The organism is Pontibacter rugosus (genome assembly GCF_042678745.1).
Lineage (GTDB): Bacteria > Bacteroidota > Bacteroidia > Cytophagales > Hymenobacteraceae > Pontibacter > Pontibacter rugosus.
On record NZ_JBHTLD010000039.1, the window covers coordinates 1 to 26,526 of the forward strand.

The 26,526-nt window shown below is 51.2% G+C and carries 15 protein-coding genes and 4 pseudogenes; 7 read left to right on the plus strand and 12 right to left on the minus strand.

The features are described from left to right. Positions 1 to 130, minus strand: a pseudogene (locus tag ACFQ2O_RS22690) (IS982 family transposase); the annotation flags it as partial. A gap of 282 nt (positions 131 to 412) precedes the next feature. Between ACFQ2O_RS22690 and ACFQ2O_RS22695 the strand changes: the two are divergent. The 3 genes and pseudogenes from ACFQ2O_RS22695 to ACFQ2O_RS06425 form a co-directional block, all read left to right on the plus strand. Further along, positions 413 to 957, plus strand: a pseudogene (locus ACFQ2O_RS22695) (transposase); the annotation flags it as partial. Positions 958 to 1,426: 469 nt separating this feature from the next. Next, positions 1,427 to 3,343, plus strand: a complete 1,917-nt coding sequence (locus ACFQ2O_RS06420; RefSeq protein ID WP_377524220.1) for an FTR1 family protein — start codon at positions 1,427 to 1,429, stop codon at positions 3,341 to 3,343. Continuing rightward, positions 3,336 to 4,286, plus strand: coding sequence for an arsenic resistance protein (locus ACFQ2O_RS06425; RefSeq protein WP_377524223.1), 951 nt, complete (start codon positions 3,336 to 3,338; stop codon positions 4,284 to 4,286). Before ACFQ2O_RS06420 ends, ACFQ2O_RS06425 begins: the two co-directional genes overlap by 8 nt. Positions 4,287 to 4,942: 656 nt before the next feature. On the opposite strand, the gene ACFQ2O_RS06430 is transcribed toward ACFQ2O_RS06425, so the two are convergent. After that, positions 4,943 to 5,647, minus strand: a complete 705-nt coding sequence (locus ACFQ2O_RS06430) for a ZIP family metal transporter (RefSeq protein WP_377524226.1) — start codon at positions 5,645 to 5,647, stop codon at positions 4,943 to 4,945. Positions 5,648 to 5,808: 161 nt separating this feature from the next. Further along, entirely contained in the window at positions 5,809 to 7,203 is a 1,395-nt protein-coding gene (gene lpdA, locus ACFQ2O_RS06435) for a dihydrolipoyl dehydrogenase (protein ID WP_377524229.1), read from the minus strand. Positions 7,204 to 7,593: 390 nt separating this feature from the next. On the opposite strand from lpdA, the gene ACFQ2O_RS06440 reads away from it, so the two are divergent. Both ACFQ2O_RS06440 and ACFQ2O_RS06445 read left to right on the plus strand, forming a co-directional pair. Next, the gene (locus tag ACFQ2O_RS06440; RefSeq protein WP_377524232.1) at positions 7,594 to 8,436 is read left to right on the plus strand and encodes a murein L,D-transpeptidase catalytic domain family protein; all 843 of its coding nucleotides are present in this window, start codon (positions 7,594 to 7,596) and stop codon (positions 8,434 to 8,436) included. Between the two features lie 326 nt (positions 8,437 to 8,762). Beyond that, entirely contained in the window at positions 8,763 to 9,602 is an 840-nt protein-coding gene (locus ACFQ2O_RS06445) for a histidine phosphatase family protein (RefSeq protein ID WP_377524236.1), read from the plus strand. 138 nt (positions 9,603 to 9,740) lie between these two features. Here ACFQ2O_RS06445 and ACFQ2O_RS06450 read toward each other — a convergent pair whose 3' ends face one another. The 9 genes and pseudogenes from ACFQ2O_RS06450 to ACFQ2O_RS06490 form a co-directional block, all read right to left on the minus strand. Continuing rightward, positions 9,741 to 10,754, minus strand: coding sequence for a cation diffusion facilitator family transporter (locus ACFQ2O_RS06450; RefSeq protein WP_377524238.1), 1,014 nt, complete (start codon positions 10,752 to 10,754; stop codon positions 9,741 to 9,743). A gap of 203 nt (positions 10,755 to 10,957) precedes the next feature. Next, a complete protein-coding gene (locus ACFQ2O_RS06455; protein ID WP_377524241.1) occupies positions 10,958 to 11,830 on the minus strand; it encodes a bestrophin family protein in 873 nt (290 codons plus the stop codon). Between the two features lie 3 nt (positions 11,831 to 11,833). Then, the gene (locus tag ACFQ2O_RS06460; RefSeq protein WP_377524245.1) at positions 11,834 to 14,341 is read right to left on the minus strand and encodes a heavy metal translocating P-type ATPase; all 2,508 of its coding nucleotides are present in this window, start codon (positions 14,339 to 14,341) and stop codon (positions 11,834 to 11,836) included. A gap of 463 nt (positions 14,342 to 14,804) precedes the next feature. Next, a complete protein-coding gene (locus ACFQ2O_RS06465; protein ID WP_377524252.1) occupies positions 14,805 to 16,832 on the minus strand; it encodes a heavy metal translocating P-type ATPase in 2,028 nt (675 codons plus the stop codon). Positions 16,833 to 16,888: 56 nt separating this feature from the next. Further along, the gene (locus ACFQ2O_RS06470; protein ID WP_377524255.1) at positions 16,889 to 17,596 is read right to left on the minus strand and encodes an AlbA family DNA-binding domain-containing protein; all 708 of its coding nucleotides are present in this window, start codon (positions 17,594 to 17,596) and stop codon (positions 16,889 to 16,891) included. A 240-nt stretch (positions 17,597 to 17,836) separates the two neighbouring features. Then, a complete protein-coding gene (locus tag ACFQ2O_RS06475) occupies positions 17,837 to 19,045 on the minus strand; it encodes an efflux RND transporter periplasmic adaptor subunit (protein ID WP_377524258.1) in 1,209 nt (402 codons plus the stop codon). A gap of 28 nt (positions 19,046 to 19,073) precedes the next feature. Then, a complete protein-coding gene (locus ACFQ2O_RS06480) occupies positions 19,074 to 23,477 on the minus strand; it encodes a CusA/CzcA family heavy metal efflux RND transporter (protein ID WP_377524261.1) in 4,404 nt (1,467 codons plus the stop codon). A 365-nt stretch (positions 23,478 to 23,842) separates the two neighbouring features. Further along, on the minus strand, positions 23,843 to 24,163 hold the full coding sequence (locus ACFQ2O_RS06485; protein ID WP_377524264.1) for a DUF6660 family protein: 321 nt from the start codon (positions 24,161 to 24,163) through the stop codon (positions 23,843 to 23,845). Between the two features lie 229 nt (positions 24,164 to 24,392). Then, positions 24,393 to 24,524: pseudogene (locus ACFQ2O_RS06490) on the minus strand (GDCCVxC domain-containing (seleno)protein); the annotation flags it as partial. 371 nt (positions 24,525 to 24,895) lie between these two features. On the opposite strand from ACFQ2O_RS06490, the pseudogene ACFQ2O_RS06495 reads away from it, so the two are divergent. Next, positions 24,896 to 25,204, plus strand: a pseudogene (locus tag ACFQ2O_RS06495) (nucleotidyl transferase AbiEii/AbiGii toxin family protein); the annotation flags it as partial. Between the two features lie 92 nt (positions 25,205 to 25,296). Continuing rightward, positions 25,297 to 25,890: a nucleotidyl transferase AbiEii/AbiGii toxin family protein gene (locus ACFQ2O_RS06500; protein ID WP_377524267.1), complete on the plus strand. Its 594-nt coding sequence runs from the start codon at positions 25,297 to 25,299 to the stop codon at positions 25,888 to 25,890. Positions 25,891 to 26,526 lie beyond the last annotated feature (636 nt).

The window sequence follows — 26,526 nt, forward strand, 5'->3', positions numbered from 1 at the left end:
AACGGGCCGCCACCAGTGCCGTGGTGATCACCTCCGCATCGTTTAGTTTGCGTTTGGAGGCAGGTGCCTGACCTGCCACTTGTAGATAATCATCAATGAAACAGTAAATTGCTATGGTGAAGTCATTCATGGTAAGAAAGGAGTAGAGTTTGGTCTCTTTATCCTTTAACATACCTGGATGGCTTCATCGTTTATAATCGCAACTTGAGTTATATAATAGAACAAAATCCAGGAATTACCTAATTAACATGAACTGTGTAATAGCCAAGCTCTGGCGGCCATAATATTAGCAAAGTCAGCATGATAGGGCATACCTGATTTAACAATGGCAAAAGCCTGTTTCACTAGCTTGTTGCAGACCGCGCTCAGCGCCAGCTTACCGTTCTTTCCTGCTGGCCCAGTGCCGCTGCAGCCTCTCTGCGATAACCTCCGCATTCACTCCCACAAGGCTTCGAGGGGATAGCCTTAAGGGGAAAAGGCTCCACCGGCTTGTTCTGCGGGATTAAGCTGCACCTGGTCATAAACCAGCACAAGGGCAGCTGGCCCGCTTCCTCCTCACCCCAGCCAACGTGGCGGCAACAACTACCGGGTGCTGAGGCAACTATTCGATGGGCTGCAGGGAAAGCGCTACGGGGACACGGACTACCTCTCCTCCCTGTTCGAGGAGCTGTTGGAAGGGGGCTGCACTAGGTGGCTAAGGCAAGGAGGAACATGAAAGACATGCTCCTTATCCTCTCAGACATGCTCAACCTGATGAAGAGAGGAAGCATAGAGGCGACTAACGATATCCTCATGAGCGTCTGCGACATCGACCACATCCGCCACAGAAATCTGCTCAGCGCCCTTGTCAACATCTTCTCAGGCCTGATCGCCTTCACCCTTCTCGACCACAAAAACACACGATTTAACCCTGCCAGAACACTGGCTCATTCCCGAGTTCCCGTTGTAATAACGTAGTCACTTTTTAGCTATACCAGGAGCAGAGCATGGAACAAAGTGGAGGAGCGGTATTCCGGCAGTGCCCTGGGCAGATAGATAGGAAGCCTTTACCCACACTTTCCTAAAACGGCTTTTTTTCGCTGCGTTTTAGCGAGCTGAGCCACCTTTTGCGCATGGGTATAAAGGCTCTGCTGTGGAAACCGCGCTCCCCATTGAGTAGAAGAGGGGGTACAGGGACATGAAATAATACCCTCTGAAACTCCCACTTTATTTATGAAAATTTTGGTTAAGAGAAACCCGCCCCGCGTCTTGGGATCGAAGGGTCTGGTTTTGGTGCTTTGGCAGGAGCGGGAATTGCTTACATGTCTTCATATTACTTCGAATATCTATTTATTCGTTGCCCCTGGTTAGCGCTATCCCTAAAAAACGTTCTTCACACCTCCCCTTTAGGATGAATTTGGTACCTTTGCCGTTATTTAGAATTAATATGAATAAAAATAAGATTTGCCTTTTATTATTTTCACTATGGTCATTCAGCTGCTTTTCGCAAACCATAGAAAAAGATAAGGACTTAAGGACATTAGTTACACTCTTAGACTATATCTCAAAAGACTATCCGGCAGCGGTTGAGGATGGCAGAGTGATAAATGAGTCTGAATTTGCAGAAATGACCGATTTTGCCGAAAAAAGTATCGCACTGCAAAGGGAACTAACTCCCCTCATCAACAATGACAAGTTCAACGGCCTTACAGCCCCCCTGCAAGAACTGCATCAAGCTGTCTTAGACAAAAAGGACAAAGAAGCCATATCTGCCATTGCTTTGAGTTCCAAAAACAAAATTCTTGACCTGGGAATTTTGAAAATTACGCCTAGTCGCTATCCTTCTTTAAAAAGCGGTGCGGTTTTATATCAGGCAAACTGCACATCCTGCCACGGAGAGAAAGGCTTGGGTGACGGTGTTGCGGGCAAAGGTCTTGACCCTGCCCCGGCCAATTTCCACGAAGCAGAGTTGTCGCCACTTCAAGCGTACAATGTCATCAAATTAGGAATCGAAGGCACAGGAATGGCTTCCTATGACCATCTTTCAGAAGATGAAATATGGAATTTGTCCTTCTATGTTTTATCTCTGAAACACGACAAGGACAACTCAAAAGCAAAACTCCCGAGCAATTTACAGCTGGACAGCATCAGCAAATGGAACGATGAAGAATTGCAGAACTTTTTAGTTAAGTTTTCAAACAATACAACAGTTGGACAGGTCCGCCATTACGAACCTGAAAGGCCGAACCCTTTGGACGTAGCAATGGAGAACCTTAATATTTCTTATAGTGTTTTCCAGGAAGGCGATAACAAACAAGCGGAGAAACATGCTTTGACTTCTTACCTCGAGGGCATCGAACTTGTCGAAAATATGCTGAATGCCTCCTCGCCTGCACTGGTAAGAGATATGGAGCGGGATATGATTGCTTACAGAAAAGCACTTCAAAACAACGACAAATCGAGTGTAGAAAGCTATTACAACAAACTGAGAGAAGAAATAAGTTCTGCCAAAAGCGTTTTGGCAGAAAGGGATTACTCCTTTGCATTCATTTATGGTTCGGCTTTATCTATTTTGATAAGAGAGGCGCTAGAGGCCCTGCTGATTATCTTGATTATTTTGAGTGTTTTAAGACCTTTGCAGGTTAGAAAAGCAGTTGTAGCCGTACACTCAGGCTGGGTTTCGGCTGTACTGATCGGGTTTGCAGGTTGGCTCTTTGTGGATAGGCTCATCAATTTGAGCGGAGCCTCAAGGGAACTGATGGAGGGCGCCGGTGCTATCCTGGCTGTCCTGGTGTTGCTCTATGCAGGTGTTTGGCTTCATTCTCATTCTGAAGTATCCAAGTGGACGGCCTTTATAAAAAATAAAATAAACCGGATATCTGAAACAGGAAACTGGGCCGGCTTGTTCGTCTTCTCCTTCATCGTGGTATTCAGGGAAGCGTTTGAAGTGGTTTTGTTTCTTTCATCGTTGAAGATGAACAACCCCGACGTGGCAGTCTCTGCCATCACATGGGCGCTGTTTACTTCGGTTGTGATAATGGCCATTATCGCTTTTGTTTTCTTGAAATACACAAAGAAATTGCCGCTCGGAAAAATCTTCAAAATGGCTTCTTACATGATAGCGGTGTTAGCGGTCGTTTTGGCCGGTAAGGGAGTGATGGCGTTTCAGGAGGCGGGCTATGTCCCCATCACACCTATTGACAGCCTACCCCGAATAGATCTGTTGGGTATATATCCGAATTTGCAATCTGTCTCGGCACAGGTTCTTGTGCTTGCCATTATTGTGTTTTTAAATTGGAGAAATCAAAAAGCGAAAGAGATCAGCCAGCACCAGAAAAGTACTGTAAAGAAGTTAAATGGATAAAATCAACAAATTTCAGACATTCGTCATTTTATTGGCAGTGGCTTTAGGGCTGTTATTGGGGCACTTAGAGTTTTTGTCGGGTATTGCCGCCGGGTTTATCGTCCCGCTACTGATGGTCATGCTCTACGGGCTTTTTCTGACTATGAATCTCAGCGAGCTTAAAAGCTCTTTTCTTAATGTAAGGTTCTCCCTGGCCAGTATTGCCATCAATTTTATCTGGACACCCCTTTTTGCGTATTTTTTGGGTTACCTGTTTCTAGGTAACGAACTTGCTATCTGGATGGGCTTTGTCATGCTGACGGTAACGCCGTGTACAGACTGGTACCTTGTCTTTACCGGTGCCGCGAAAGGAAATGTATCCTTATCTACCGCTATACTTCCTGTTAACCTGATACTGCAGGTAGTTTTACTGCCCGTATATTTGTTGCTCTTTTTTGGCAAATCCGGGGATGTAGAGCCAAGCTCCATTGTAGAGAGTATTCTGTTGGTGCTTTTGGTTCCGTTTGCTTTGGCTTTTATCACCAAAAAAATGGTGGGCAAAAGCAGTGCTTCAGGAGAGCGTTTTACCGTTTTTTTTGAAAAATCACAGGTGCTGTTTCTCGCACTGGCAGTTGTCGCCATGTTTGCTTCGGAAGGCAAAAACCTGATCGACAATCCGGCAGTCATCTACCAGCTGCTTATTCCGGTACTGGTGTTTTTCGCTGTCATGTTTTTAGTCGGGCAAATTGTAAGCAGGTCCCTAGGGTTCAGCTACGCAGACAGAGTAAGCCTTACATTGACCACCATGGCAAGAAATTCACCTATTGCATTAGCCATTGCCGTATCTGCTTTTTCGTCCGAACCAAGGATAGCCCTATCCCTGGTCATTGGGCCTTTGATTGAACTTCCAATTTTGGTTTTGACTTCGCAGATACTGTTGAAAACGCAGAAAAGCGTTGCATAAGGCCTGCGAGCTGAGCCACCCTTGCGTGTAGGATCCGCATTGTGTCACCTTGCCAAGCCCCCTGCTCTTGCGCTGCTGGCGTGGCTCTTCGGGCTTAACTACTCAAACGTACACTTTTACCTGCGGCCATTCATACAAGTGCACTTCCGGTCCGGTTAAATCAATTTTTGTGCGTTGTTCTATGCTGTACTGTTCTTACTCCATAGGTACCTTTTTCGACCACACGGACATGTAAATACTAGAAAGGGTGATTTTGGAGATGCCGGACGGTCTCGTCCTGGAATATAGATAGTACGAGCCCTATCAAATAAACATGACAACTGCGGCGCCTCAGCACCCTAATTATTCCTATCTTAGGTCTACAAGCACCTTACGTAATTGGAACTTGTAAAGTCCTTCCTGAAATCTGGATAGGAATGTATAGGTTTATGCGAGGCACGGGCATTTGGTAACTTAACTGGTGCTCTCGTCGGAGAATCCTGTACAGAAAATTTTAATCCTGAAATTTATTTCTGAAACTGTTTCAAAACAGGAAGAAACGCCATGGGAAGAGCACTGTCTCTTCAAATCGTTATCCTGTATATGCCCAGAGGGTAGCACGCATTTGCCAGCAGGTGAAGCGCTATCTCAAACACCACATTCGCCCCTGTTAGGTGCTATTCTTCCAAATAAACTGCAAGTAACGTAAACAAGGCAAAACCTCCTGCCAGCGCGAACGCCGCCCATTTAGATTCCGGCCTGTCATGAGCCTCTGTCAGCATCTCTTCAATAGAGACCGTCAGCAGGATGCCCGCCACAAAAGCCAAAAGACTCAACTTTACCACTTCCTTACTGTCTTTTACGCCCCAGAATCCCACAGTCGCCCCCAAGAAGATAGGAATGGCGAAAGAGGCAGAGAGCAGCAGGCGCGTGCCTCTCTTCACCCCCTTTGATTTGAAGGTGGCGATGGTGGCAAAGCCTTCCGGAATGTCTGCCGGGACCTGCCCAATGGCCAGCAGTAGTCCCAGGCTTGCGGCCACAGTCGAGCCCGTACCAATCATAATGCCGTCGCTGAACAGGTCAATGGCTACGCCGATATAGATGGCCCAGGCCGCACTCATGCCCTTTTTGCTTTCCCCGCCAAACCTGCTCTGCACATAACCTATGCCCTGGTCCAGAAAGACAAAAAATACGCTCCCCGCCACAAACGCCAGCACCGGAATAAAGGGTTGCTCTGCGGCCAGGGCTTGCGGCATCAGCTCCAAGCCGATTACGGACAGCACGATGCCTGCGGCTGTATGCAAGGCTAGGCTCAGGATTTTCTCCGACACTGTAAATATTTCCGCCAGTACGCCCCCGAAAAAGTTTCCGAGAGCAGGCATAGCTGCGTACAGTAGCACCTGTAGGTAGTCATTTATCGCAATATAGCAAAGGGGGTTAGCCTCTATACTGGATTTGTACTTTACGGGTTCACATTACAACTGGGGCCGCGTTCCTGTCAGGTAAAGGAGGAAGCACATGCTGCCTAAGATCCTGTGCCTGCTCAAGAGTGCATGGCTCTGTTGTCCACGGCCAAACTGGCTTCTTTCACAGACTCATAAAAAGTAGGGTGCGCGTGAGAGAGCCTGGCGATGTCCTCTGCCGCCGCCCTGAAGGCCATGGCCGTCACGGCCTCTCCAATGATGTCCCCTACGCGGGGACCTATCATATGAACCCCCAGCACTTCATCCGTATCCTTGTCAGCCAACACTTTTATAAGGCCCTCCAGGTCGTTGTTCATACGTGCCCTGGCGTTGGCGCGGAAGGGGAAGGAACCAGACTTATACGCCCTGCCTGCTGCCTTAAGTTCCTCTTCGGTGTAGCCCACGCTGGCCACCTCCGGCCAGGTGTAGACCACGTTCGGGATAAGCAGCGGATTAAGCTGCGGCTTCTGCCCGGCCAACAGCTCCGCCACAAAGACTCCCTCCTCTGAAGCCTTGTGGGCCAGCATAGGGCCTGGTATCACATCTCCGATAGCGTATACTCCCTTTGCGGTTGTCTCCAGGTTCCCGTCCACTACAATTCTTCCTTTGTCATCTAACGCTACCCCGGCTGCTTCCAGATTCAAGCCGCTGGTGTAAGGCTTTCTACCTACGGCTACCAGGCAAATGTCCCCCTCCAGTTCTAACTGGCCTCCTGCTGCGTTCTCGGCCTGCACCAACACCCTGTCCGCGTCTGCCATCACGGATTTGACCTTGTGCTGCAGGTGGAACTCGATGCCCGTTTTGGACAGTGCGCGCTGCAGCTCCTTTCCCATAGTCCGGTCCATGCTCGGGATGACGGCATCAGCAAACTCCACAACATCCACCTTTGACCCCAGCCTTGCGTAAACAGAACCGAGCTCTGCTCCGATGACGCCTGCCCCTATAATAATCAGGGACTTGGGTATCTCCTTTAAGGAAAGGGCCTCGGTGGAGGTAATCACCCGCTTCTTGTCTAGTTGGATGAACGGCAGGGAGGAAGGCTTAGAGCCGGTGGCAATGATTACTTTCGCCGTGTCCACTTCCACAGGTGCACCCTCCCCCTTTACCTGCAGCTTGCTGGGGTTTATGAAGCTGGCAACCCCCTGAATAACATCCACCTTGTTCTTTTTCATCAGGTAGGCTACTCCATCTACTGTCTTTTGCACCACGTCGGCCTTATGGGCAACCATCTCCCCGAAGTCCACCCGCAGGTTATCCAGCCCAATGCCGTGCATTCCAAACTTGTGCTTCGCATCATAGAAACGCTCCGAGCTATCCAGAAGTGCTTTGGAGGGTATACAGCCAACGTTAAGGCAGGTTCCACCAAGCGCGCTGTATTTCTCTATCAGGGCTGTCTTCATTCCCAGCTGGGCACAGCGGATAGCGGCCACATAACCCCCAGGGCCTGACCCGATCACCGTTACATCATATTTCATAGTTTATCGCTTTGTTGTTTCTGTCCTTTTGCTCTTTCCACTCCAGCGTAGGCTATTCTCTATGTCAGGACTTGGTCTAACTAAAACAGCATTCTGCCAAGTGCGCCACATGGTCGCCTCCCACACGGAGTCCCGGTTTACTGCTACTAAGAACATCATACCCTCCGTTGACACAAATAGTTTAACCGCAACCAAAATGATAGCTATGCCTTCGAATCCTGCAACCATTACCATTGCTCTACCGCCAAACCTTATTCACCAACCCAACTCCTGTGTTAAAAACATAAAAGGCGCACATATATGCTAGTAAATTATCACACAGCTTTTCAGGAAAGTTGGAAAGTGGAACAAACGTTGCAGTTCTGCTTGTTCTGTTATTAAAGAACCATTATGCAAAGAAAATATTTCATCCGATCCGTAAGTTTTATTTTAGCTGCCCTTGTTGTTTACTTTAGCATGGGCTTTATCCTCAAAGGCAGTGAGCCGACCTCAGTTAAGGCAGCATCTAAAGTGAGCAAGACCACAGGGTACGTTCCTGTTAATACTTACAAAGCAGATGCCTCCCCTTTACAGACTTTTGAGCAATATGTTGAGAGCAGTTACCAGGCAGCTGGTTTAGCACAATCGGGGCTTTCACTCGAAACATTTCGGGAAGCAGTAACGGGTTACCACAATATGATGTCCGCTAACCTTGTTTCACCAGACAAACCACTGATTACCATCATAGATTTTAACCAGTCAAGCAAGAACCGTCGCCTGTGGGTTATTGATCTGCAAGCGAATAAGGTAGTATACAATACCTGGGTGTCCCACGGCCAGGGCAGTGGTGGCGAATTCGCCACTACTTTCTCGAACACACCCGGTTCCTTCCAGAGCAGCCTCGGCTTTTATCTTACCCGAGGCACTTATGAAGGTAAGAATGGTAATTCTTTGAAATTAGAGGGGCTTGATGCGGGGTTCAACACCAACGCCCTGCAAAGATATATTGTCGTGCATGGGGCGGCTTATGCAAACGCCGACGGAATCAAGGTCAACGGCCGCCTGGGGCGTAGCCAGGGGTGCCCTGCTCTGCCATTGGATCTTGCTCAACCTATTATCAAGTCAATAAAAAATAAAACACCGCTTTACATTGATGGCCCCTCTACAACCTACTCTTCTTCCTATTTAGATGTAGAGCAGGCAGCTCTTTGCCTCAGCATGGACAAAAAAGGCGAAGGTCATCTTCAGGCATAACATAGGGCGCAGAGGTGTGAGTTATAGGCTACAGTAGTAGACTTTGTTCAGCCTAAATGTACTGCTACCCATTGGCTTACCCAGGCTATTTTTGGCAGGAAAGTTGCTTTAATTAGTGTAAGGAACGGACAATGCTAAAAGCTACGTTAGTACCACTTTAACTTCCTTATTCTTTGAAAGTTTGAACGTTTAAGACGGTTAACGTATCTGCCTTAAAAAACTTAATAATAAAACCCAGTAGGCTGTTAGCAAGCTTCAATTCCAGGAGCTTCTTTCGTCGCGAAGCATGGTTGTATTATTTACCGCATTTTAATTACCAAAAAATTATGAAAAGAATAATAAGCTTTATTTTTACTTTAGTTGTAGTGTTACTTTCAGCAATATCAGTACACGCGAAAGGAAATCACGGGCACCAGCCAGCCATTGAAAACCTGGAAGATAAATATAAGGAGATCGGGGCTACGGCTACCTATGTTGCCGCAAAGGGTGTGCCGGTAGCTCAGGAGTTGCGTTTCCTGGAGGAGGAGGAAGTGGAGCTGCCTGCAAACAGCAGCCTTCGGCAAATAGCGCTGGTTCGCCACGGGGAGCCTGCCTTGCTGAAAACAGGTAAATTTTCTTATAACCAGGCCAGGCAGTTCGTTCAGGACTATGACAGCGTGGGGATAGTGGTGCCGGATACTCCCTTTTTAAAAGTGGAGAACCCGGATGACATCGCTGTCTTCGCCAGCTCTATTAATCGCGCCAAGGCAACAGCACAATATATTTTCGGGGCAGACAGGGAAATGACTGTTTCTCCCGCCTTTCGGGAATTTGAAACTTCTATGGGCAAGCACAGCCCCAACATGAGCATGTCCATTAATTTTTGGACCACCACGGCCCGTATCAAATGGATGCTGGGCATCGACCGGCAAGGAGCCGAGAGTTTCGCTGATGCCCGAAAACGGGCACGGAAGGCTGCTCAAGTGTTAGCTAAGGCAACTGATGAGAAGCCGGAAGTTGTGCTGGTGGCCCATGGCCTGCTGAACCGTTACATTGAACAAAATTTGAAAGATATGGGATGGTATGTGGTGCAGGACGGAGGAAGCGGTTACTTGTCCACAACCATTTTAGCCAAGATAGAGCCGCAGGAAAAGGGTGTTGGAGGTGCCTCAATCGCAACCCGCTGAACAAAGGAAGCAGACAAGCATCTTCGCAAATAATTCGAGACAGAATAAGACTGGGGCTGGGGTACCGATTCTCTTCTCATTGATAACGACAAGTAAAACTTCTGCAACTAAGGCAAACCTAAGTGATGTTGAACCTCTTTAAAGCTTTCGAAGACTCATTTCAGCTCTGCTAATGCCCCTTTCAAGGGCCTCCTCTTTGGTGTTCCCATTGTTGTAAAATTCTTCCGCGTATTGTAAAGCTAATTTTTGGGTATTCTTGTCCAGCACGTTCAGTCTGCCCTTTTGCTCTTTGAAAAGATGATCCAGGTAGGCGGAAAAGTCTTGCAGATCAATGGTGACGTGCTCGGTATCCATATCTTTAAACACGTTATAAATTTCGCCTTTCAGGATGCTTTGCTCCGTAATACCCAGCTCCTTTGTCTTCACATGCACAGTCACCACTTTCTTTTCCTCTGTTAGTCCCCAAACATGGAAATGGTTCACGCGCTCCACTCCGTCTAGGCACAATATCTTTTGCTTCAGCAGGGGCACGTTTACCCCTTCCGGCACCCGCTGTAGAAATATTTTGACTACGTCTACGAGCTTAACAGAAATATAAATTAGCACAGCCAGGTTAATGACGATCGCCAAGATGGGGTCAAGTATGGGAATGTCCCAGAAGAACAGAATAATGCTGACTATGAATACTGCCAGCCACCCCACCGTGTCCTCCAGCAGGTGGATTGTCAGCACTTTTTTGTTGAGTGACCTGCCGGATTTTAATCTCCATGCGCCAATGCCGTTCATTACCATCCCCAGTACGGCTATCCCAATCATCCAGTTCACATCAGGCATCTGGGGGCTCATAATGCGTTTGATGCCCTCGTAAAAGATATAAATAGCTCCCAACATCAGCACAAGAGCGTTGATGAGGGCGCTCAGCAAAGAGAAGCGCTTATAGCCGTAGGTGTAGCGCTCGTTGTTCGACTCATTTTCTGACTTTCGCTCAAAGTACCACCCCAAGCCGAGTGCTATACTATCTGCAAAGTCATGCAGGGAGTCCGCGATGATGGCGATACTGCCGGAGATCAGACCACCGGCAAGCTCCAGCACCGTAAAGGAAAGATTCAGGAAGAAAGCTACTTTTGTGCTGTTGCTCTTTTTTTCTGCCATAGTTTAAAGGTTGATACTTGTTTACTTCATTTACATTACTGACAGCAACCTATACAGCTTTTAAGTTGCCTATGTTGAATTCAGCTTTATTGCGGTATTCAGGATACTGCCCCTGATTTTACCCTGACACATACTTTCAATAGGTTCTTCCAGTTGCAAAGTGCGGACAGTTAACTTATACTACCAGTTCTGTTGGTGAATTTTCAGAGTTGATAATAAGTTGTAGCAGGTGCAAACTTTGGTGGTTCGCACGCAACCATTTGCATCAGGTTTATCTCAATCGTGTTTGCCAACGCTGTAACAGGTGTGTCTGTAGGCATGTTCTCAAAAGGGTCCTGCATGAATATGGACGTTCTTTCTATAAGCAGAAATATTCCCGCAAAGAGGGTAGTAAGCATTACTTCCATCGCAATAGAATAGTCGCTAAGGCCAAGGGGCAGCAGCGTGGCAAAGATGTAGATCAGAAAATGCAGCAGCATACTATAATTTCCAGGGAAAACAGTGTTTTTGATACGCTCGCATTTCCCCATGGAGTCGCATAGACTTGCAATAGTGCTGTCAATCTGAATCTGCTGAAATGGGTTTAGCTGCCCATCCAGATAAAGCATTCTGACTTCCTCGGAATGCTTTAACAGGAGCGCATTTGGGATGTTAGTATGGTTTTCATAATCTTCAGCATACTGCTTTACCTTATCAGAGAACGGAAGCCTTCTCAGGCTTTCTCCTAAAGCATAGCACCAGGCTGCCTGTCGCTTCGCAAAGGAGATGACCGTACTGCCTTGGGGAGACACAAAAGTTTGCAGCTGCCTTATGAGTGTGCGGGAATCGTTGACAATGGCTCCCCACACAGTTCTTGCCTCCCACCACCGGTCGTACGATTGATTGATCCTGAATGCCAGTAACAGGGATAAAGCCGTACCCAGTAATGTCGGAATTGTCAACGGGAGGGTCATTCCCTCCAGATATGAATAGTGATCAATAATTCCTATTGCAAAAGAGTAAGCCACGATAGCCAATAACTCGTACTTCGTCTTGCTGAGCAGCAAGCCAACAGGTACTTTATTTGTTATTGACATTGCCTATTTTTTCTTGTACGCCAGCAGCCTTAGTGCATTGAACACCACCAACAAAGTAGAGCCCTCATGTATTAATACGGCTACGCCGATGTTGGCAAGCCCCAATATGGTGGAAGGGATCAGCACTGCAACGATACCCAGGCTTACCCAGAGATTCTGCTTGATGATGCTCCTGGACTTTCGGCTCAGCCCGATGGCAAAGGGCAGGTTCTCCAGCTTGTCGGACATCAGGGCAATGTCGGCCGTTTCCAGGGCCACGTCCGAACCCGCAGCTCCCATGGCTACGCCGACAGTGCTGTTGGCCATGGCCGGGGCATCATTTACCCCGTCCCCTACCATGGCCACCTTGCTTTCCTGTTGCCGCAGTTTCTTAATGGCCTCCACTTTCTCTTCGGGCAACAGGCTTCCCCATGCATCAGTGAGACCGATTTGTTTGGCCACCGCTTCCGCCACTTTCTGGTTGTCGCCCGTGAGCATGATCATCCGCTTGATACCTATCTTCTTCAGCTCTTCTAAGGTGGCTTTTGCCGCTGCACGCGGTGTGTCCATCAAGGCCAGTATACCAATGTAGCGGTCATTTTCGCGCACCAGCATGGTGGTGTTGCCTTCTGCCTCCAAAGTCTGTACTTTGTCTATCAGATCCTGTCCAGGCTTCACGGCATCCAGTTCTTCGAAGAGCTCCAGGTTACCAATATAAATCTTGTTCCCCTCAAGGGAGGCCTTGATGCCTTTCCCCAGTACAGCCTCCAGATCCTCCGCATTGGGAACAGGTATGTCTCTCAGCCTTTCCTCTCCGTCCCTAACGATAGCCTTCGCCAGCGGATGGTTACTCAGCGCCTCCACGGCGACGGCTTTTTTCAGGAGATCATGCTCCTGCATGTTATTGATTGGAATGACGTGCGTGAGCTTTGGTTTGCCTTCCGTCAGTGTGCCGGTTTTGTCGAAGGCCAGCGCGGTGAGCACACCCAAGTCTTCTAAAGGGCGGCCTCCTTTAATGAGCACACCACCGCGGGCGGCCCGCGCCACGCCGCTCAGTACAGCGCTTGGCGTGGAAATGGCCAGGGCACAGGGGCTGGCAGCCACCAACACGGCCATAGCCCTGTAAAAGCTTTCTCTGAACGGCTCGTCGACCACCAAAAAGGCAAAGTTCAGCAGCACCACCAGCAGGAGCACGGAGGGCACGAAGTACTTCTCAAATTTATCGGTAAAGCGCTGGGTGGGGGACTTTTGGGTTTGGGCCTCGTTCACCAGCTGCACCAGGCGCGATAAAGTGGAATCCTTTGCTTCTTTGAGCACTTTTATCTCCAAAGTATTATTTCCGTTGATAGTCCCGGAGAACACACGGCTTTCGGCCCTGATCTCGCTGTCCGGGCCAAAGTCCAGCTCCGGGTCTTCTACCGGTAGCTTGTCCACGGGCACACTCTCGCCCGTAATAGGCGCCTGGTTCACGCTGCTGCCCCCTTTGACCACGACACCGTCCGCCGAGATCTTGCTGTTAGGCTTCACCACGATCACATCGCCAAGGCGTAGGGTCTCGATGCCCACCTCTTCGGTTTTGCCATTCCGTTTGAGCAAGGCTGTTTTGGGCGCCAGTTCCGCCAGCGCTGCAATGGACTTGCGGGCTTTGTTCATGGCATAATGCTCCAGGGCGTGCCCCATGCTGAAGAGGAACAGCAGCAGCGCCCCCTCGGCCCATTCTCCCAGAATAGCGGCCCCGATAGCTGCCACCAGCATCAGGAAGTCTATCTCGAAGTTTTTTCTGCTTATTTCTTCAATTGCTTCTTTGGCGGTGAAAAAGCCCCCAAAAAAATAGGCCCCTACGTAGAGTGAGAGGCTTACCCAATCCGCTACACCCTCCACAAAGCTCAAGCCGAAGCCCATACCTAACAGCGCCCCACAGATGATGGAAAAGAACAGCTCGGTGTTCCTGCCAAAGATTCCCCCATGCTCGTGCGTGTGGTCGCTGTCTGGCTCCACTTTCTTTTTCAACCTTTCGTGCTCTGCTGCTTCTGCCCCCGCTACACGCTCCACGGTTTGGCTGGCATCGTCTTGTGTACTTACAGCAGTATTCGCTATACTGAGGCCTTCTCTCCTTAGCACCACGTTTATTTCAGCTTCATTGGTGCTGGACCTGTCAAACTCCAGCCGTACCATGCCTGAAGGGGCAACCGAAGCCTGGAGCACCCCCTCTGACAGCCGTAAAGCCTGCTCCAGGTGACGGGCGTGGCGCACATGGCGAATTCCGTCCACAGCGAGGAGACTATGCCCAACTTTTTCGGTCAGTGAAGCCCCCGTTTGCCTGGCCAGTGCCTCGATGCGGGCCATGGAGATCTCCTCCGGGTTGTAGTGAAAGCAGAGCTGCGGCACGCCGTCCTCCTGCCTGGTGGAGACATGCACGCTTTCTATGCCTTCCCGGCCCTGCAGCCGGTCCATTAGCTCACGCACACAGCGGTCTTTTTCATCCGGCACTTCAGGAAGAAGGAGGGGAATTTCTATTTTAAGCTTTTCCATTAGTCTTAGGTGTTGTGTATAGCCTACGTAAATACCTTTTTGTAGATTACTACCTGTAGGTAACCAGGTAGCACACCGATGGAGCTAAGAGCGCCCGCTCTTTTCCAGCCAGGATGTACGGTGCTTTAGGGTCCTTAAAGTTAGGGCCAGTACAGCCGCAAAGAAGAGAGCCCGCAGCTCCCATGGCTTAGGCCAAGCCGTCTTGTGATGAAATACTGCCGCCACATCTCCACGTAAGCAAAGCCAATCACGGTATTCAGCAACCCGGGGCAATCGCGCCTTAGACAGACTTGACAGAGAGGGGGATAAAGGTTGACCTGTAAAGCCGGAATGATGGTACGAGGGCGGGTGTCTTCTGCGCCCAGTTCAGGTAAGTTGCCCCGAACTTCCACTCCAGGAAGCGTTCTTCAGCAAACATGATACGTTCGTAACAGAGCCATATACGAGATGTAATTGTTGTGGATTATTTAAACTTCATCCGCTGTATCCGCACCGCGTTCAGTATAGCCAGTAAGGCTACCCCCACATCGGCGAACACCGCCTCCCACATGGTGGCCAGTCCGCCGGCTCCCAGGATCAGCACGATAGCCTTGACTCCGAAAGCCAGCGCTATGTTCTGCCAAACCACCTGCTTGGTTTTTTTGCCGATATTGATGGCCGTGGCAATCTTGGAAGGATGATCAGTTTGGATGACCACGTCAGCCGTCTCAATGGCCGCATCCGAGCCCAGCCCGCCCATGGCCATGCCCACGTCAGCCAGCGTGATCACCGGCGCATCGTTGATGCCGTCCCCCACAAAGGCAACTGTTCTGCCCTGTGCTTTCAACTCTTCCACTTTGCTCACCTTGTCCTGCGGCAGCAGCCCGCCGTGTGCCTCGTCCAGCTTCAGCTCGCCCGCCACTTTCTGCACAATCGAGTTCTTGTCGCCAGAGAGCATCACCAGCCTTTTCACCCCTAGCTCCCGCATCCTTCTTACAGCCAGCGGCGCATCCTCCTTAACTTTGTCGGCGATGGTGATATAGCCGACGTAAGCTCCGCCCACAGCCACTACCACGATCGTTTCCACGATCTCCTTCAGGCTCGGGTCAAAAGCAACATGAAACTTCTCCAGCAACCTGGTATTTCCCACCAGCAGCTCCTTTCCGTCTACCTTACCTTTCAGCCCATGCCCGGATATCTCCTCCACCTGCTCCACACGGTGCTGTTCATATGCCTGCCCTGCCTCGGCCATAATGGCCTGCGCGATTGGATGCGTGGACTTGCTCTCCAGGGCAGCCACGGCCGTCAGGAACCAGGATTTGTCATCCAAAACCGTCTCCACCTGCTGTACCTTAAACACCCCCTCTGTCAAAGTGCCGGTCTTGTCCATGACCACCGTATCTACCTGCGTCATCAGGTCCAGAAAGTTAGAGCCTTTAAACAGCAAACCGTTGCGCGAGGCTGCCCCAATGCCTCCAAAGTAGCCTAACGGGATAGAAATCACCAGTGCGCAGGGGCAGGAGATCACCAGGAAGATTAGGGCCCGGTACAGCCATTGGTTAAAGTCATAGGCTTCCACGAAAAAGTATGGGATGAGGACAAGGCCCACGGCCAGGAAGAACACGATGGGCGTGTAGACTTTGGCGAACCGGGTGATGAACTGCTGCGTTTTGGCCTTGCGGCTGCCAGCCTCCTCCACCAGTTTCAGGATCTTTGACAGGGCACTGTTCTCGTAGGCAGAAGTTACCCGAAGCTCTATCACCCGGTCTAGGTTGATCATACCGGCCAACACCGTCTCCCCCTTTGCTTTCGTGTCAGGCTTCGACTCGCCGGTGAGGGCAGCGGTGTTGAAGGAGGAGCGTTCGGAGAGCAGCTCCCCGTCAAGGGCCACTTTCTCGCCGGCCTTTACCTGCACCACGTCGCCCACCTGCACTTCTTTTGCCTTCACGTTAATTATCCCCTTCTCAGTCACCAGCCCTACTTCATCAGGCCGGTTGTCGATCAGCGCCTTGATGGAGCGGCGGGAGCGCAGCACGGCCGCCTCCTGGAAGTGCTCTCCAATCACGTAGAAGAGCATCACGGCCACGCCCTCAGCATATTCCCCAATGTAAAAAGCCCCCAGGGTGGCCATGCTCATCAAGAAGAACTCGTTGAAGAAACTGCTCCGAAGGCTCTTGATGGCGTGCCACACCACGCGCCAGCCCACCAGCACATAGGCAGTAGCATAAACTACGAATCGCAGATAACCCGTAAACCAGGGCATATCGAGGTTGTCCAGCAGGATGCCGCCCAATAGCAGGATAAGGCTAAGCGCTGTGGGAATGTAGGATGATTGGGCTTCTGCTGCTGCGTCTTCGTGTTCTTCGGCTCCTTTAACTTTTGTCTTTCCGTCCACGGAGCAGCACTCGGCCCCCACATTCGGGCCGGGAGCTTCCGCTGTTCTCGGGGAGGTGATTTCCAGCGGCTTGAAATCCGTCTCTATCGCTTTATTCTGGCTGTCCTCACTGTTCATAATTCTTCTGTTTAAGATGCTATGTTTTGCGTAACACTATACTTTGAGAGGGCTTCCTAGCTCATCCTTTCAATATACTCCAGGACCTCGGTTACCTCTAGTTCACGGGTGCACCCGCCCTCCCGGATATAAAAGTGCGCATGTTCACCAACGTGCACGTAGACAGGCGAGAAGGCGCGTTTTACCTGTATACGGCAAATGTCTTTGCCCTCCATTGCATGGAAGCTTACCTTTAATCGTGCACAGCAGCTAGGGTCTAGTATGGTTCCCACTACCTGCAGGAGGTGTTGATGAAAATCCTCCCGGCCTGGCTTCCCCAAAACCTTATAATCTTCTTCCAGTCCGGTACAGCTGCCGTCCTTGTCCACGCCGATAAAGAGATACCCCCCTTGCGTGTTCATCAAGCCTGCCATTGTGCTGGCTACTGCTAGTTCTGGGCTGGATCCGAGCTTTGGCTGCCTAGGAGCTCCCAGCAGCCTTGGCACTAAGGCAACAGCCTGGTTTTCTCCTTCCCTGAAGAGGCCCTTCATATGCCTTATAACCCGGAGTTCCCTTAGTGCCAAGAGCTTTTTGTTACCAGCTATTACCCGCAGTATGAAGACTGCTATAAGCAGCCCAATCAGCAGCCAGAGTATGTATCGCTCTAACTCTTGAAAAGAGAAGTTGCCTTGAAGTATCAGGGCAACTTCTCCCAGCCAGGATTTCTCCTTATGTGACGCCTCTATACTGCCTACAGAAAGCAGGATCGGGTGTATGGATGCCATAGCAATTGCCATCCATGCCGTTATCCAAAGTATTTTTGACTTTATACTCATTCCTCCACATACTACATGGTGAAGAAGCTCTCTCTACAAGCTCATTCGGTTACCTACGTGGGATAGGAACGGCTTATTCACGACCATGGAAGGAGCCCTTGCGGCTAATTCTCCACCATGCTCGCTTCCTGAAAGTGAAAACGGCACGGAAACGGAGCGCTTAGCCCCCTTTGCTTGCCTACTATAGGTTTAATGATGTCCGCCTTCTTCCTCTGAATTTCGCATCTTCGATAGCAGCGAATAGGCTCCCTTGGTGACGAAATTTGCTGAGGCAGTATCCACACCGGCAGGAAGCGCCACCTGCACAAAACCGCTCTCTGCGACACCTTTTTCTACTGGTACCATCCTGAATCGCTTCATGACTGCCCCACCTTCTTTCTCTTCTCCTGTGAAGAGGAAGATATAGTCATTCCCGGCATCCTGAACTACAGCTGCCTCCGGTAAGGCTAACACCTGCTGCCCGTTCAGTTCGACATTGGCCTTCACAAACATTCCCGGAGTCAACTCCTTGTCCTGCTCTTTCATCTGAGCCAGTACCTGAATCGTACGCTCCGGGCTTATCTCTTTGCCAATCAGGCGAATGGTAGCCACACGCTGCGCTTCCTGCTCATTTGGCAATGCGTACCGGACAGGCTGCCCAACTTTTAATGCAGCTACATCTTTTTCAAATACAGTAAGCTCCACAAGCATTTTATCTGTATCCGCTATCCGAAACAACACGTCCGTGGGGGCGACGTACTGCCCGACACTTGCGTTTATGAAAGTGACATACCCATCAATGGGGGCGTATATGGGGAGTATACGGCTAATACCGCCTGCTCTTAGGGAACTTGGATTGACTCCGATAATCCTTAGTTTTTCCTCCAATGCCTGCACACGTGCCTGCAGGCCGCTGTATTCGGCTGTTGTCTGCTGGAAGGTCTTGGCGGCCGTTACTTGCTCTTTCGCCAGTTCCTTCTGCCTTTGGTATTCCTGCTCCATGAAGCCTAACCTGCTTTTTGCCTCCAGGTAATCCTGTTGCAGGGTTACAAAATCAGGGTTTTCAATCCTGGCGATCAGCTGCCCTTTCTTCACGCGCTCCCCTTCCAGCAGGCTGGTCCCCTTGACGAACCCCCCCATAGGAGCGCTCACCGAGGCCGTACTCTGAGGGGGTACTTCCAATTGCCCCGTCACAGCGAGGCCTCTGCTGAGGTTGCGCATTTCCGGCTTGCCCAGCGCAATGCCTGCCACCCGGTACTGCTCCGCGGTCAACTCCGCCACGTTGGGGTTTTCCTCTTCACCATGGCCAGCTTCCTGCTCCTGGTCTTCTTCCTGGGCAGGGGCAGTTTCCTCATTGCACGAGGAGAAAAACAGTAAGCCTGTGATAAAAAATACATGTATGTTCAAAATCCTTTTCATGTTGGACAAATTCAGCTTTAAAGTTTTATTATTGGTTTTCTAGCAGGAAGTTCAGCTCGATGACGGCCTTGTCGTACAGGTAGAGGGCATCCAGGTAATTGGTCCTGATAGCCAATGCCCTGTTCAGGCTAAGAATGTAGTCCTGGTAGTTAATCTCCCCTGCGCGATAGGCTTTAGTAGCCTGGTTGATGATCAGCTCTGCCTGTGGCAGTGCTGTCTGCCCGTAATAATCCAGGCTGCCCTGCAGCTTCAGCGCCTGTTGAAGCGCGGCCGCTACATCAGCCCGCAACTCGTTGCGCGTGTCCTGTAGGTTCATCCTGGCTGCGTCTGCCTGTATCCTAGCCGCCTCTATACGGCTCTTCTGCGGCTTTGGCCAAAGCGGGATGGCCACGCCGACGGACACTTCCTGGGCCGGCTCGAACTCCTCTACCCCCCTTTCCCCATGGTTCCCGGCAATGTTCCGGTTCGTGTAGCCCAACTGAAGGTCCGGCAGGAGCCTTGCCCGCTCCAATTTGGTTTCCGCCTGCCGCACCTCGACCTGTTGGCGGGCCAGGCGGAGCCGCGGATTCTGCTCCAGCATTTCCTCGGTGACGCTCGGCAGAGGCAAGCGGTTCAGGGCCGTGTCTGCCGTGGCAACCAGCGTGTCGGTTGCCAGCAATGCCTGCAGGCGCTCCTGGAACACGGCTCTGTCGGCCTCCGCCTGAAAGACGCTGTTGCGCACCTCCGACAGCTGCGTCTCGGCCGTCACCTGCTCCAGCAGATTGGTCTCGCCGGTCCGGAGCCTGACCTGGGCGGCCCGGAGGAAAGCCGTGTACAGGCTATCCTGATAGGTGAGCAGGTCAAGTCGAGAGCGCGCGTAGACCTGCCCATAGTAGTTGAGCCTCACGTCGCGTACGACTTCCCGCTGGCGCTGGGTCAGGCCGATCCTGCTTGCCTGGGTGAGCTCCTCGGCCAGCTTTGCCTGCTTGGCATAAACCGTCGGGAAGGCAAATGTCTGCGACACCGAAGCCTCGCTGTCATACTCCCCAGTCTTCAGCTTACCCGTAGAGTACTGCAGCTGCGTCCTGTTGATGTCCCAGGATGCCCCTTTGAGCGACTGGCTCCTTTTGACGCCAAGCCTGGCGGCCTCTACGGAGGGGTTCCGTTTAATTGCCTTGGCAACGGCCTCCTCCAGCGTGTACACTTCAACTGGCTGCTGCTGGGATACTGACTGCTGCTGGGCCTGTGCCTGCGGCGCCTTGCCCATAAGCAGGGCAACCGTGGCTATAACCGTCACTATAGTAGTCACTGGGAATCCGCTTCCGCTCGCTTTGCGTTGATTTCTGCGGGAGAAGTAACCCTCGATAAGAATGTAGAGCACGGGCAGCACCACCAGCGTCAGCATCGTGGAGGTGATAAGCCCTCCGATCACTACCGTGGCCAGTGGTTTCTGCACCTCTGCCCCGGCTGTGTTGGAGAGCGCCATCGGCAGAAAGCCCAGGGAGGCCACTGCGGCCGTCATCAGCACGGGGCGAAGTCGCACGGAGGTGCCGTTAAGCACCACATCCCGCAGGCTCAGGCTATTGTGCTCCTTGCGCTGCCTGTTGAATTCAGCGATGAGCACAATGCCGTTGAGCACCGCCACACCGAATAGGGCAATGAAGCCCACACCGGCCGATATGCTAAAGGGCATATCCCGCAGCCACAGAGCCAGCACGCCCCCGATGGCCGAAAGCGGAATAGCCGTGAAGATGAGCAGCGAGTGGCGCACGGAGCCAAACGTGAAGAAAAGCAGCAGGAAAATCAACGCCAAGGCAGCCGGAACAGCCACCGAGAGCCGCTTATTGGCTTCCTGCAGGTTCTCAAACTGCCCCCCATAGGTCACAAAGTAGCCCGTGGGAAGCTGCACCTGCTGATCTATTTTCTGCTGCACCTCCTCTACCACGCTGGCAACATCCCGCCCCCTCACATTGAAGCCCACGATGATGCGCCGCTTGGCGTCCTCGCGCTGTATCTGGTTAGGTCCCTGCCGAAACGCAATGTCTGCAACTTGCTCCAGGGGCACCTGTGCGCCACTCGGTGCCGTCACGAAGAGCTGCCGCACGTCAGCGATGTCCTGCCGCTCCTCCTGCGTGAGCCGCACGACCAGGTCAAAGCGGCGGTCGCCCTCGTATACCATCCCCGCGCTTTGGCCGGCGAAGGCCGCGTTGATGGCCTGGTTCACCGTCTCCACGTCCAAGCCGAACCTGGCGACCTGGTCCCGGTTGATGTCCACCACGATCTGCGGCAGGCCGGAGACTTGCTCCAGGTACAGGTCCTCAGCCCCCTGCACGGTGGACACGATGCCGCCAACTTCTTGGGACAGCCTGGTCAGTTCCTGCAGATCCTCTCCGAAGATTTTGATGCCCACGTCCTGGCGCACCCCGGAGATCAGCTCGTTGGAGCGCAGCTGAATGGGCTGCGAGACGCCGAACGTGACGCCGGGGATGGCCTCCAGCGCCTCGGTCATTTTGTTGGCCAGCTCCTCCCGTGTCTCAGCACTGGTCCATTCCTCCTTATCTTTTAAGGTAATGGTCACGTCGGCGGACTCCATCGGCATGGGGTCTGTCGGTATCTCTGCCGCACCAATTTTACTGATCACATCTTTTACCTCTGGAAACTGCTCTTTCAGGATACGGGAAGCCAGGGTTACTTTTTCAATGGTCTCTGACAAAGAGCTCCCGGTCAGCAGCCTGGTCTCCAGGGCGAAATCGCCCTCCTCCAGGGTTGGGATAAACTCGCTGCCCATGCGGGAAAAAAGCACCAGGCTCAGGGCAAACAAGGCGAACGCAGAAACAAGCACCAGCGCCTTAAACCTCAGGGCACCCCTGATTACGGGGCGATACAGCCGCTGGAAGAAGTCCATCATACGGTCAGAGATAGTGCGCTTATGCGTAATGTTCTTGCTCAGCAGCAGCGCCGACATCATCGGCACGTAGGTAAGCGAGAGGATGAAGGCCCCGAGTATGGCAAAGGAGACCGTCAGGGCCATGGGCCTAAACATCTTGCCCTCTATCCCTACCAGCGCAAGGATCGGCAGGTACACGATCAAAATGATGATCTCGCCAAAAGCAGCGGCCGAGCGGATCTTCCGCGCCGAATCGTACACCTCTTCATCCATTTGCGCCTGCGTCAGCCTGCCTTTGCCGCGCAGTCCCAAATGATGCATCGTGGCCTCTACAATGATGACAGCCCCGTCTACAATCAACCCGAAATCAATGGCCCCCAGGCTCATCAGGTTACCCGTAACGCCGAACAGGTTCATCATGATGATGGCAAAGAGCATGGCCAGCGGAATGACAGAGGCCACCACCAACCCTGCGCGGAAGTTTCCCAGGAAGAGCACCAGCACGAAAATCACGATTAACGCCCCTTCAATCAGGTTTTTCTCTACGGTACCGATGGCACGCCCAATCAGCTCGCTTCGGTCCAGGAATGCCTGGATCTCCACGCCCTCTGGTAACGATTTTTTTATCTGTTCGAGCCGCTCTTTGACCCGGTCCACCACCTGGTTGGTGTTCTCGCCCTTGAGTAGCATCACAATGCCGCCCACCGCTTCCCCTGTGGCGTCCGTCAGGGCGCCGTAGCGGTTAGCGCTGCCGAAGCGTACCTGGGCAATGTCAGAGATAAGCACAGGGGTTCCGTTGGCAGTGTTAGTGACCACGACCTTCTCGATCTCATCCAGGCTGCTGATAAGCCCCTCGCTGCGGATAAAGTAGGCGTTGGGTTTTTTGTCGATGTAGGCCCCACCCGTGTTCTGGTTGTTGCGCTCCATCGCAGCCAATATGTCGCTGATGCTCAGGTTATAGCTGCGGAGCCTGGCAGGGTCAATGGCCACTTCGTACTGCTTCACAAAGCCCCCGAAGCTGTTAACCTCCGCCACGCCAGGCGTTCCGAGCAGCTGCCGCCTGATGATCCAGTCCTGGATGGTACGCAGCTCCATCGCGTCATACTGCTCCTCATAGCCGGGCTTGGGATGCACCACGTACTGGTATATTTCCCCCAGGCCTGTGGAGATGGGGGCCATTTCCGGGCTGCCTATGGCGTCCGGTATGATGTTTTTGGCCTCCACGAGCCGTTCGCTTACCTGCTGGCGTGCCCAGTAAATGTCCACGTTGTCTTCGAAGACAATGGTCACCACCGAGAGCCCGAAGCGGGAGATGGAGCGCACCTCCTCAATATCGGCGATGGTGGACATGGTCTGCTCCACCGGGAAGCTGATGAGCCGCTCCACTTCCTGTGCGGCAAGCGAGGGGCTGGTGGTAATGACCTGCACCTGGTTGTTGGTGATGTCGGGTACGGCATCGATGGGCAGCTGCGTGACGGAATAGCCGCCCCAGACAACAAGCGCAAGGGTGAAGATACCGATGATCAGCTTGTTGTAGATGGAAAAATGTATAATGCGGTCAAGCATAATTATATTTTTTAATCAAAACTCTGTTAAGTTATTTCAGGTGGGCGGAGAAGAAATGGTAAGCCTTGGCTATGACAGCTAAAACACCCAAAAGGGTAGCGGCAATCAAGAGGGCCATTATCAGCCGTCTCCGCCACTTAGGTTGCCGGTTCCGCCAAGCATATTGCCTTTTTCTCTGCCTTGGTTTCTTTCTTTTGTTGGCTTTTCTCTTTCTTGTTTTTTTCAATGCCGATAAGCAAAATGTATTAAAATACTCCTGTCGGGTTATTACTTTCTGAATTCGAAGACATGAATGGGAACAGAAGGGCACGTACAGACCGGTGCCGGTAATGTACGGGTGTGTCCACAAGGAAGAGGGGTACTGGTTAGGCTACCTTTGGCGGTTGCCAGATGGAATAGAAAAGGGAGGAAACAAAACTATTCTTGTACAAATCAACTGTTTGTGCAAGATACTGTGAAGACGCATACTCAGCTAGTTCTACATTTTGTAACTGAAAATGAGTATGGCAACAATGGCAGGCGCAGAATGGGGTGCACTCATCTGTGCGCTCACCCTCATGATCTTGGTGCGTGTCAGACAGAGCCACTGTTTGTTGTGCGCTAGCCTGCACATTGCCCCTATCCATGCACGGTTTAAGGGAAAGTGCGAGCAAGAGCAGAATTAATATGGAGAGTATAAATCTCATTCAGTGCAAAAGTAATAAAAAAATCAATGCAATGGCGTTGCAAATGTCAAAAGTTATCTTATACTAATCCTTTGAAAGGGCTAATGCAATGTTACGTTAGTTTACGCCTTTAAGATGATCCTTGCTAAAAAAGATTAAGAGCTAGCCGGGGCTAATCTACACTTAGAGGGTTCTATGCTGCAAATTCCACTGGCTTTGCACTATAAGCAATCTAGCAACAGCTCCTTTTTTACTGAATAGGCGGACAAGGAACTGTGCCGTAGAAGCAGTACATGCAACAGTTCCCTGACCTTGGTTTTAGAAGTTTCTTGCACTTTACACAAGCATAGAAGTACTGACAGGCATCTGTGGGCGTCTGTCCTTCCTTGCGGTGCTAGCACTCCCGGCACCTTGCCTTTCATTTGGTTCACCTGCGCCTCACAGCCCGCGCAGGTCATCCCCTTTACTTTCAGTTCTATTGTCTGCTTAAAGTTGCCATCGGCATTATTAGCTATCGGATTTGTTTTCTCATATAGTGAAGCATTAGGTGGTGAGATAGCCTTTTTACAAGCGGCGATGGTAAGCCTGAAAAGCGTTATGGATGATTTAAGAAGCTCCTTTTAGTGTTCCTCAATCTATATCATATGTCAAGTTTAATAACAATAAAACTCGACATATGATAAGCAAGCTACTATCTTTATAGAACCATTAGGCTAAACCAGTGCACATCTTAGAAAGGAAGTGATGAGCATTATGCAGCAAGTCCGGGAAAGAATTGAACAGACCCAACCCGGTCAGCTGCTGACTTACGCCTACTTTCAAATAAATGACCACCAACTGGAGGCTTTGGCAGCGGCGCTTAGCCGCCTGACCAAGCAAGGGGTGATCAACCGACTGCCCCACTCCCCCTACGTGGAGCAGGTCATCTTCAAGGGCGGCACCTCGCTATCAAAGGCCTACAACTTAATTGAGTGCTTTTCAGAGGACATCGACCTAGCCATCAACGCCGACGAAGGCATGACTAACAGCAAGGTCATGCAGCTGATCCGCAAAATCTCAAAGGAGATCACCCGAGATATGGCGGAAGTGGAGGACCCGCACCGAACCAGCAAGGGCTCCCGCTCCGCAAAACGCTGCACGACTACGGTGCCTCCGTGCAGGGAGACTATGGCCAGGCAACTGACAAGGTTCTGGTCGAGATCAACTCCTTTGCCAGCTCTAATCCACACCAGCGCATGCAAATCAAGACCTACATCAGCCAGTTTATGGCCCAGCGCGGGTTGCTGGACATGATCCGCCAGTACGGGCTAGAGCCTTTTGAGGTAAATGTAGAGAGCTTGGAGCGCACCTTCACAGAGCAAGTGCTGGTCCTGGTGCGGGCCTCTTATGCCGAAAACCCGGTAGATGAATTAGGCAACAAGATTCGCCATGTATACGACCTGCACGCCATGCTGAAAGCACCTGCAGTGGCCGCCTTTCTGCACAGCGAGGACTTCTTCCAGATGATCAAGGCCGTGCAGGCTGATGATGCCCGCAACAGCGAGTTTCAAGGGGATTGGGCCGCGCATCCGCTGGATGCCTGCCTGCTGTTCGCCGATGTAAAGGGAGTTTGGAGTTCTTTAGAGACTGCCTACCAGCAGGAATTCCGTTCCCTCGTGTATGGCACGCTGCCTGACCCGCAGGAGGTAATTGCTGACTTGGAAACGGTCGCTGCACGCCTCCAGGTATTTGGAGGCAGGAAGAGTTAAGTCAGATAGGTAGCATTGACTTAGTGTAGTTAGTCCCACAAGCTGTGGGACTAACTGCTCCTCAAACTATAGAATTAAATAATAAGAAATCACACAGGCCGTGCATGGCCACTTTCCCTGGTAATACTCCGCTATTTCTCACCGGCTATTGGTTGGCTTCGAAGGCAAGGAAGTGGCCTCCCTCCTGGTAAACGTAGGTTTTCTTATCAGTCTGCTTCCCTTCTTTGTATCCTGTGGTTTCCAATTCCATGGCGGCCGGCAGAGTCTTCACCGTTGAGAAACCATGGGTCTAGGCATGAAGCTCCGTGACGCTCTCGCCTCATAGGAATAGTTCTCCTCTGTCAGGTGTTCCTACTCCTACTCTCTTGTCTCCGCCCTGTTATAAACGCTTGTAGATACGCTTTGGAAGTAAAGCGGCTCAACTGTATCACCAACTCATCTTATTAATCAAAATACCAGTTTGATTTGTGAGACGGCAATTCGGGACCCACTATATACAGATCTTGCATATTACTTACAAGTATCGCTAAAACGGCCGTTTTATGGGATATTCGTCACTGGTTGAGACAATCTAATGACCCATCATCTTTTCTTGGTTTGATCTAAAGGGGGAGGTAAGACCAGAAGTTTATTAAA

Coding starts and splice junctions, on each gene's coding strand:
- ACFQ2O_RS06420 (WP_377524220.1), top strand. CDS start 1,427: ATGAATAAAAATAAGATTTGCCTTTTATTATTTTCACTATGGTCATTC.
- ACFQ2O_RS06425 (WP_377524223.1), top strand. CDS start 3,336: ATGGATAAAATCAACAAATTTCAGACATTCGTCATTTTATTGGCAGTG.
- ACFQ2O_RS06430 (WP_377524226.1), bottom strand. CDS start 5,647: ATGCCTGCTCTCGGAAACTTTTTCGGGGGCGTACTGGCGGAAATATTT.
- lpdA (WP_377524229.1), bottom strand. CDS start 7,203: ATGAAATATGATGTAACGGTGATCGGGTCAGGCCCTGGGGGTTATGTG.
- ACFQ2O_RS06440 (WP_377524232.1), top strand. CDS start 7,594: ATGCAAAGAAAATATTTCATCCGATCCGTAAGTTTTATTTTAGCTGCC.
- ACFQ2O_RS06445 (WP_377524236.1), top strand. CDS start 8,763: ATGAAAAGAATAATAAGCTTTATTTTTACTTTAGTTGTAGTGTTACTT.
- ACFQ2O_RS06450 (WP_377524238.1), bottom strand. CDS start 10,754: ATGGCAGAAAAAAAGAGCAACAGCACAAAAGTAGCTTTCTTCCTGAAT.
- ACFQ2O_RS06455 (WP_377524241.1), bottom strand. CDS start 11,830: ATGTCAATAACAAATAAAGTACCTGTTGGCTTGCTGCTCAGCAAGACG.
- ACFQ2O_RS06460 (WP_377524245.1), bottom strand. CDS start 14,341: ATGGAAAAGCTTAAAATAGAAATTCCCCTCCTTCTTCCTGAAGTGCCG.
- ACFQ2O_RS06465 (WP_377524252.1), bottom strand. CDS start 16,832: ATGAACAGTGAGGACAGCCAGAATAAAGCGATAGAGACGGATTTCAAG.
- ACFQ2O_RS06470 (WP_377524255.1), bottom strand. CDS start 17,596: ATGGCATCCATACACCCGATCCTGCTTTCTGTAGGCAGTATAGAGGCG.
- ACFQ2O_RS06475 (WP_377524258.1), bottom strand. CDS start 19,045: ATGAAAAGGATTTTGAACATACATGTATTTTTTATCACAGGCTTACTG.
- ACFQ2O_RS06480 (WP_377524261.1), bottom strand. CDS start 23,477: ATGCTTGACCGCATTATACATTTTTCCATCTACAACAAGCTGATCATC.
- ACFQ2O_RS06485 (WP_377524264.1), bottom strand. CDS start 24,163: ATGAGATTTATACTCTCCATATTAATTCTGCTCTTGCTCGCACTTTCC.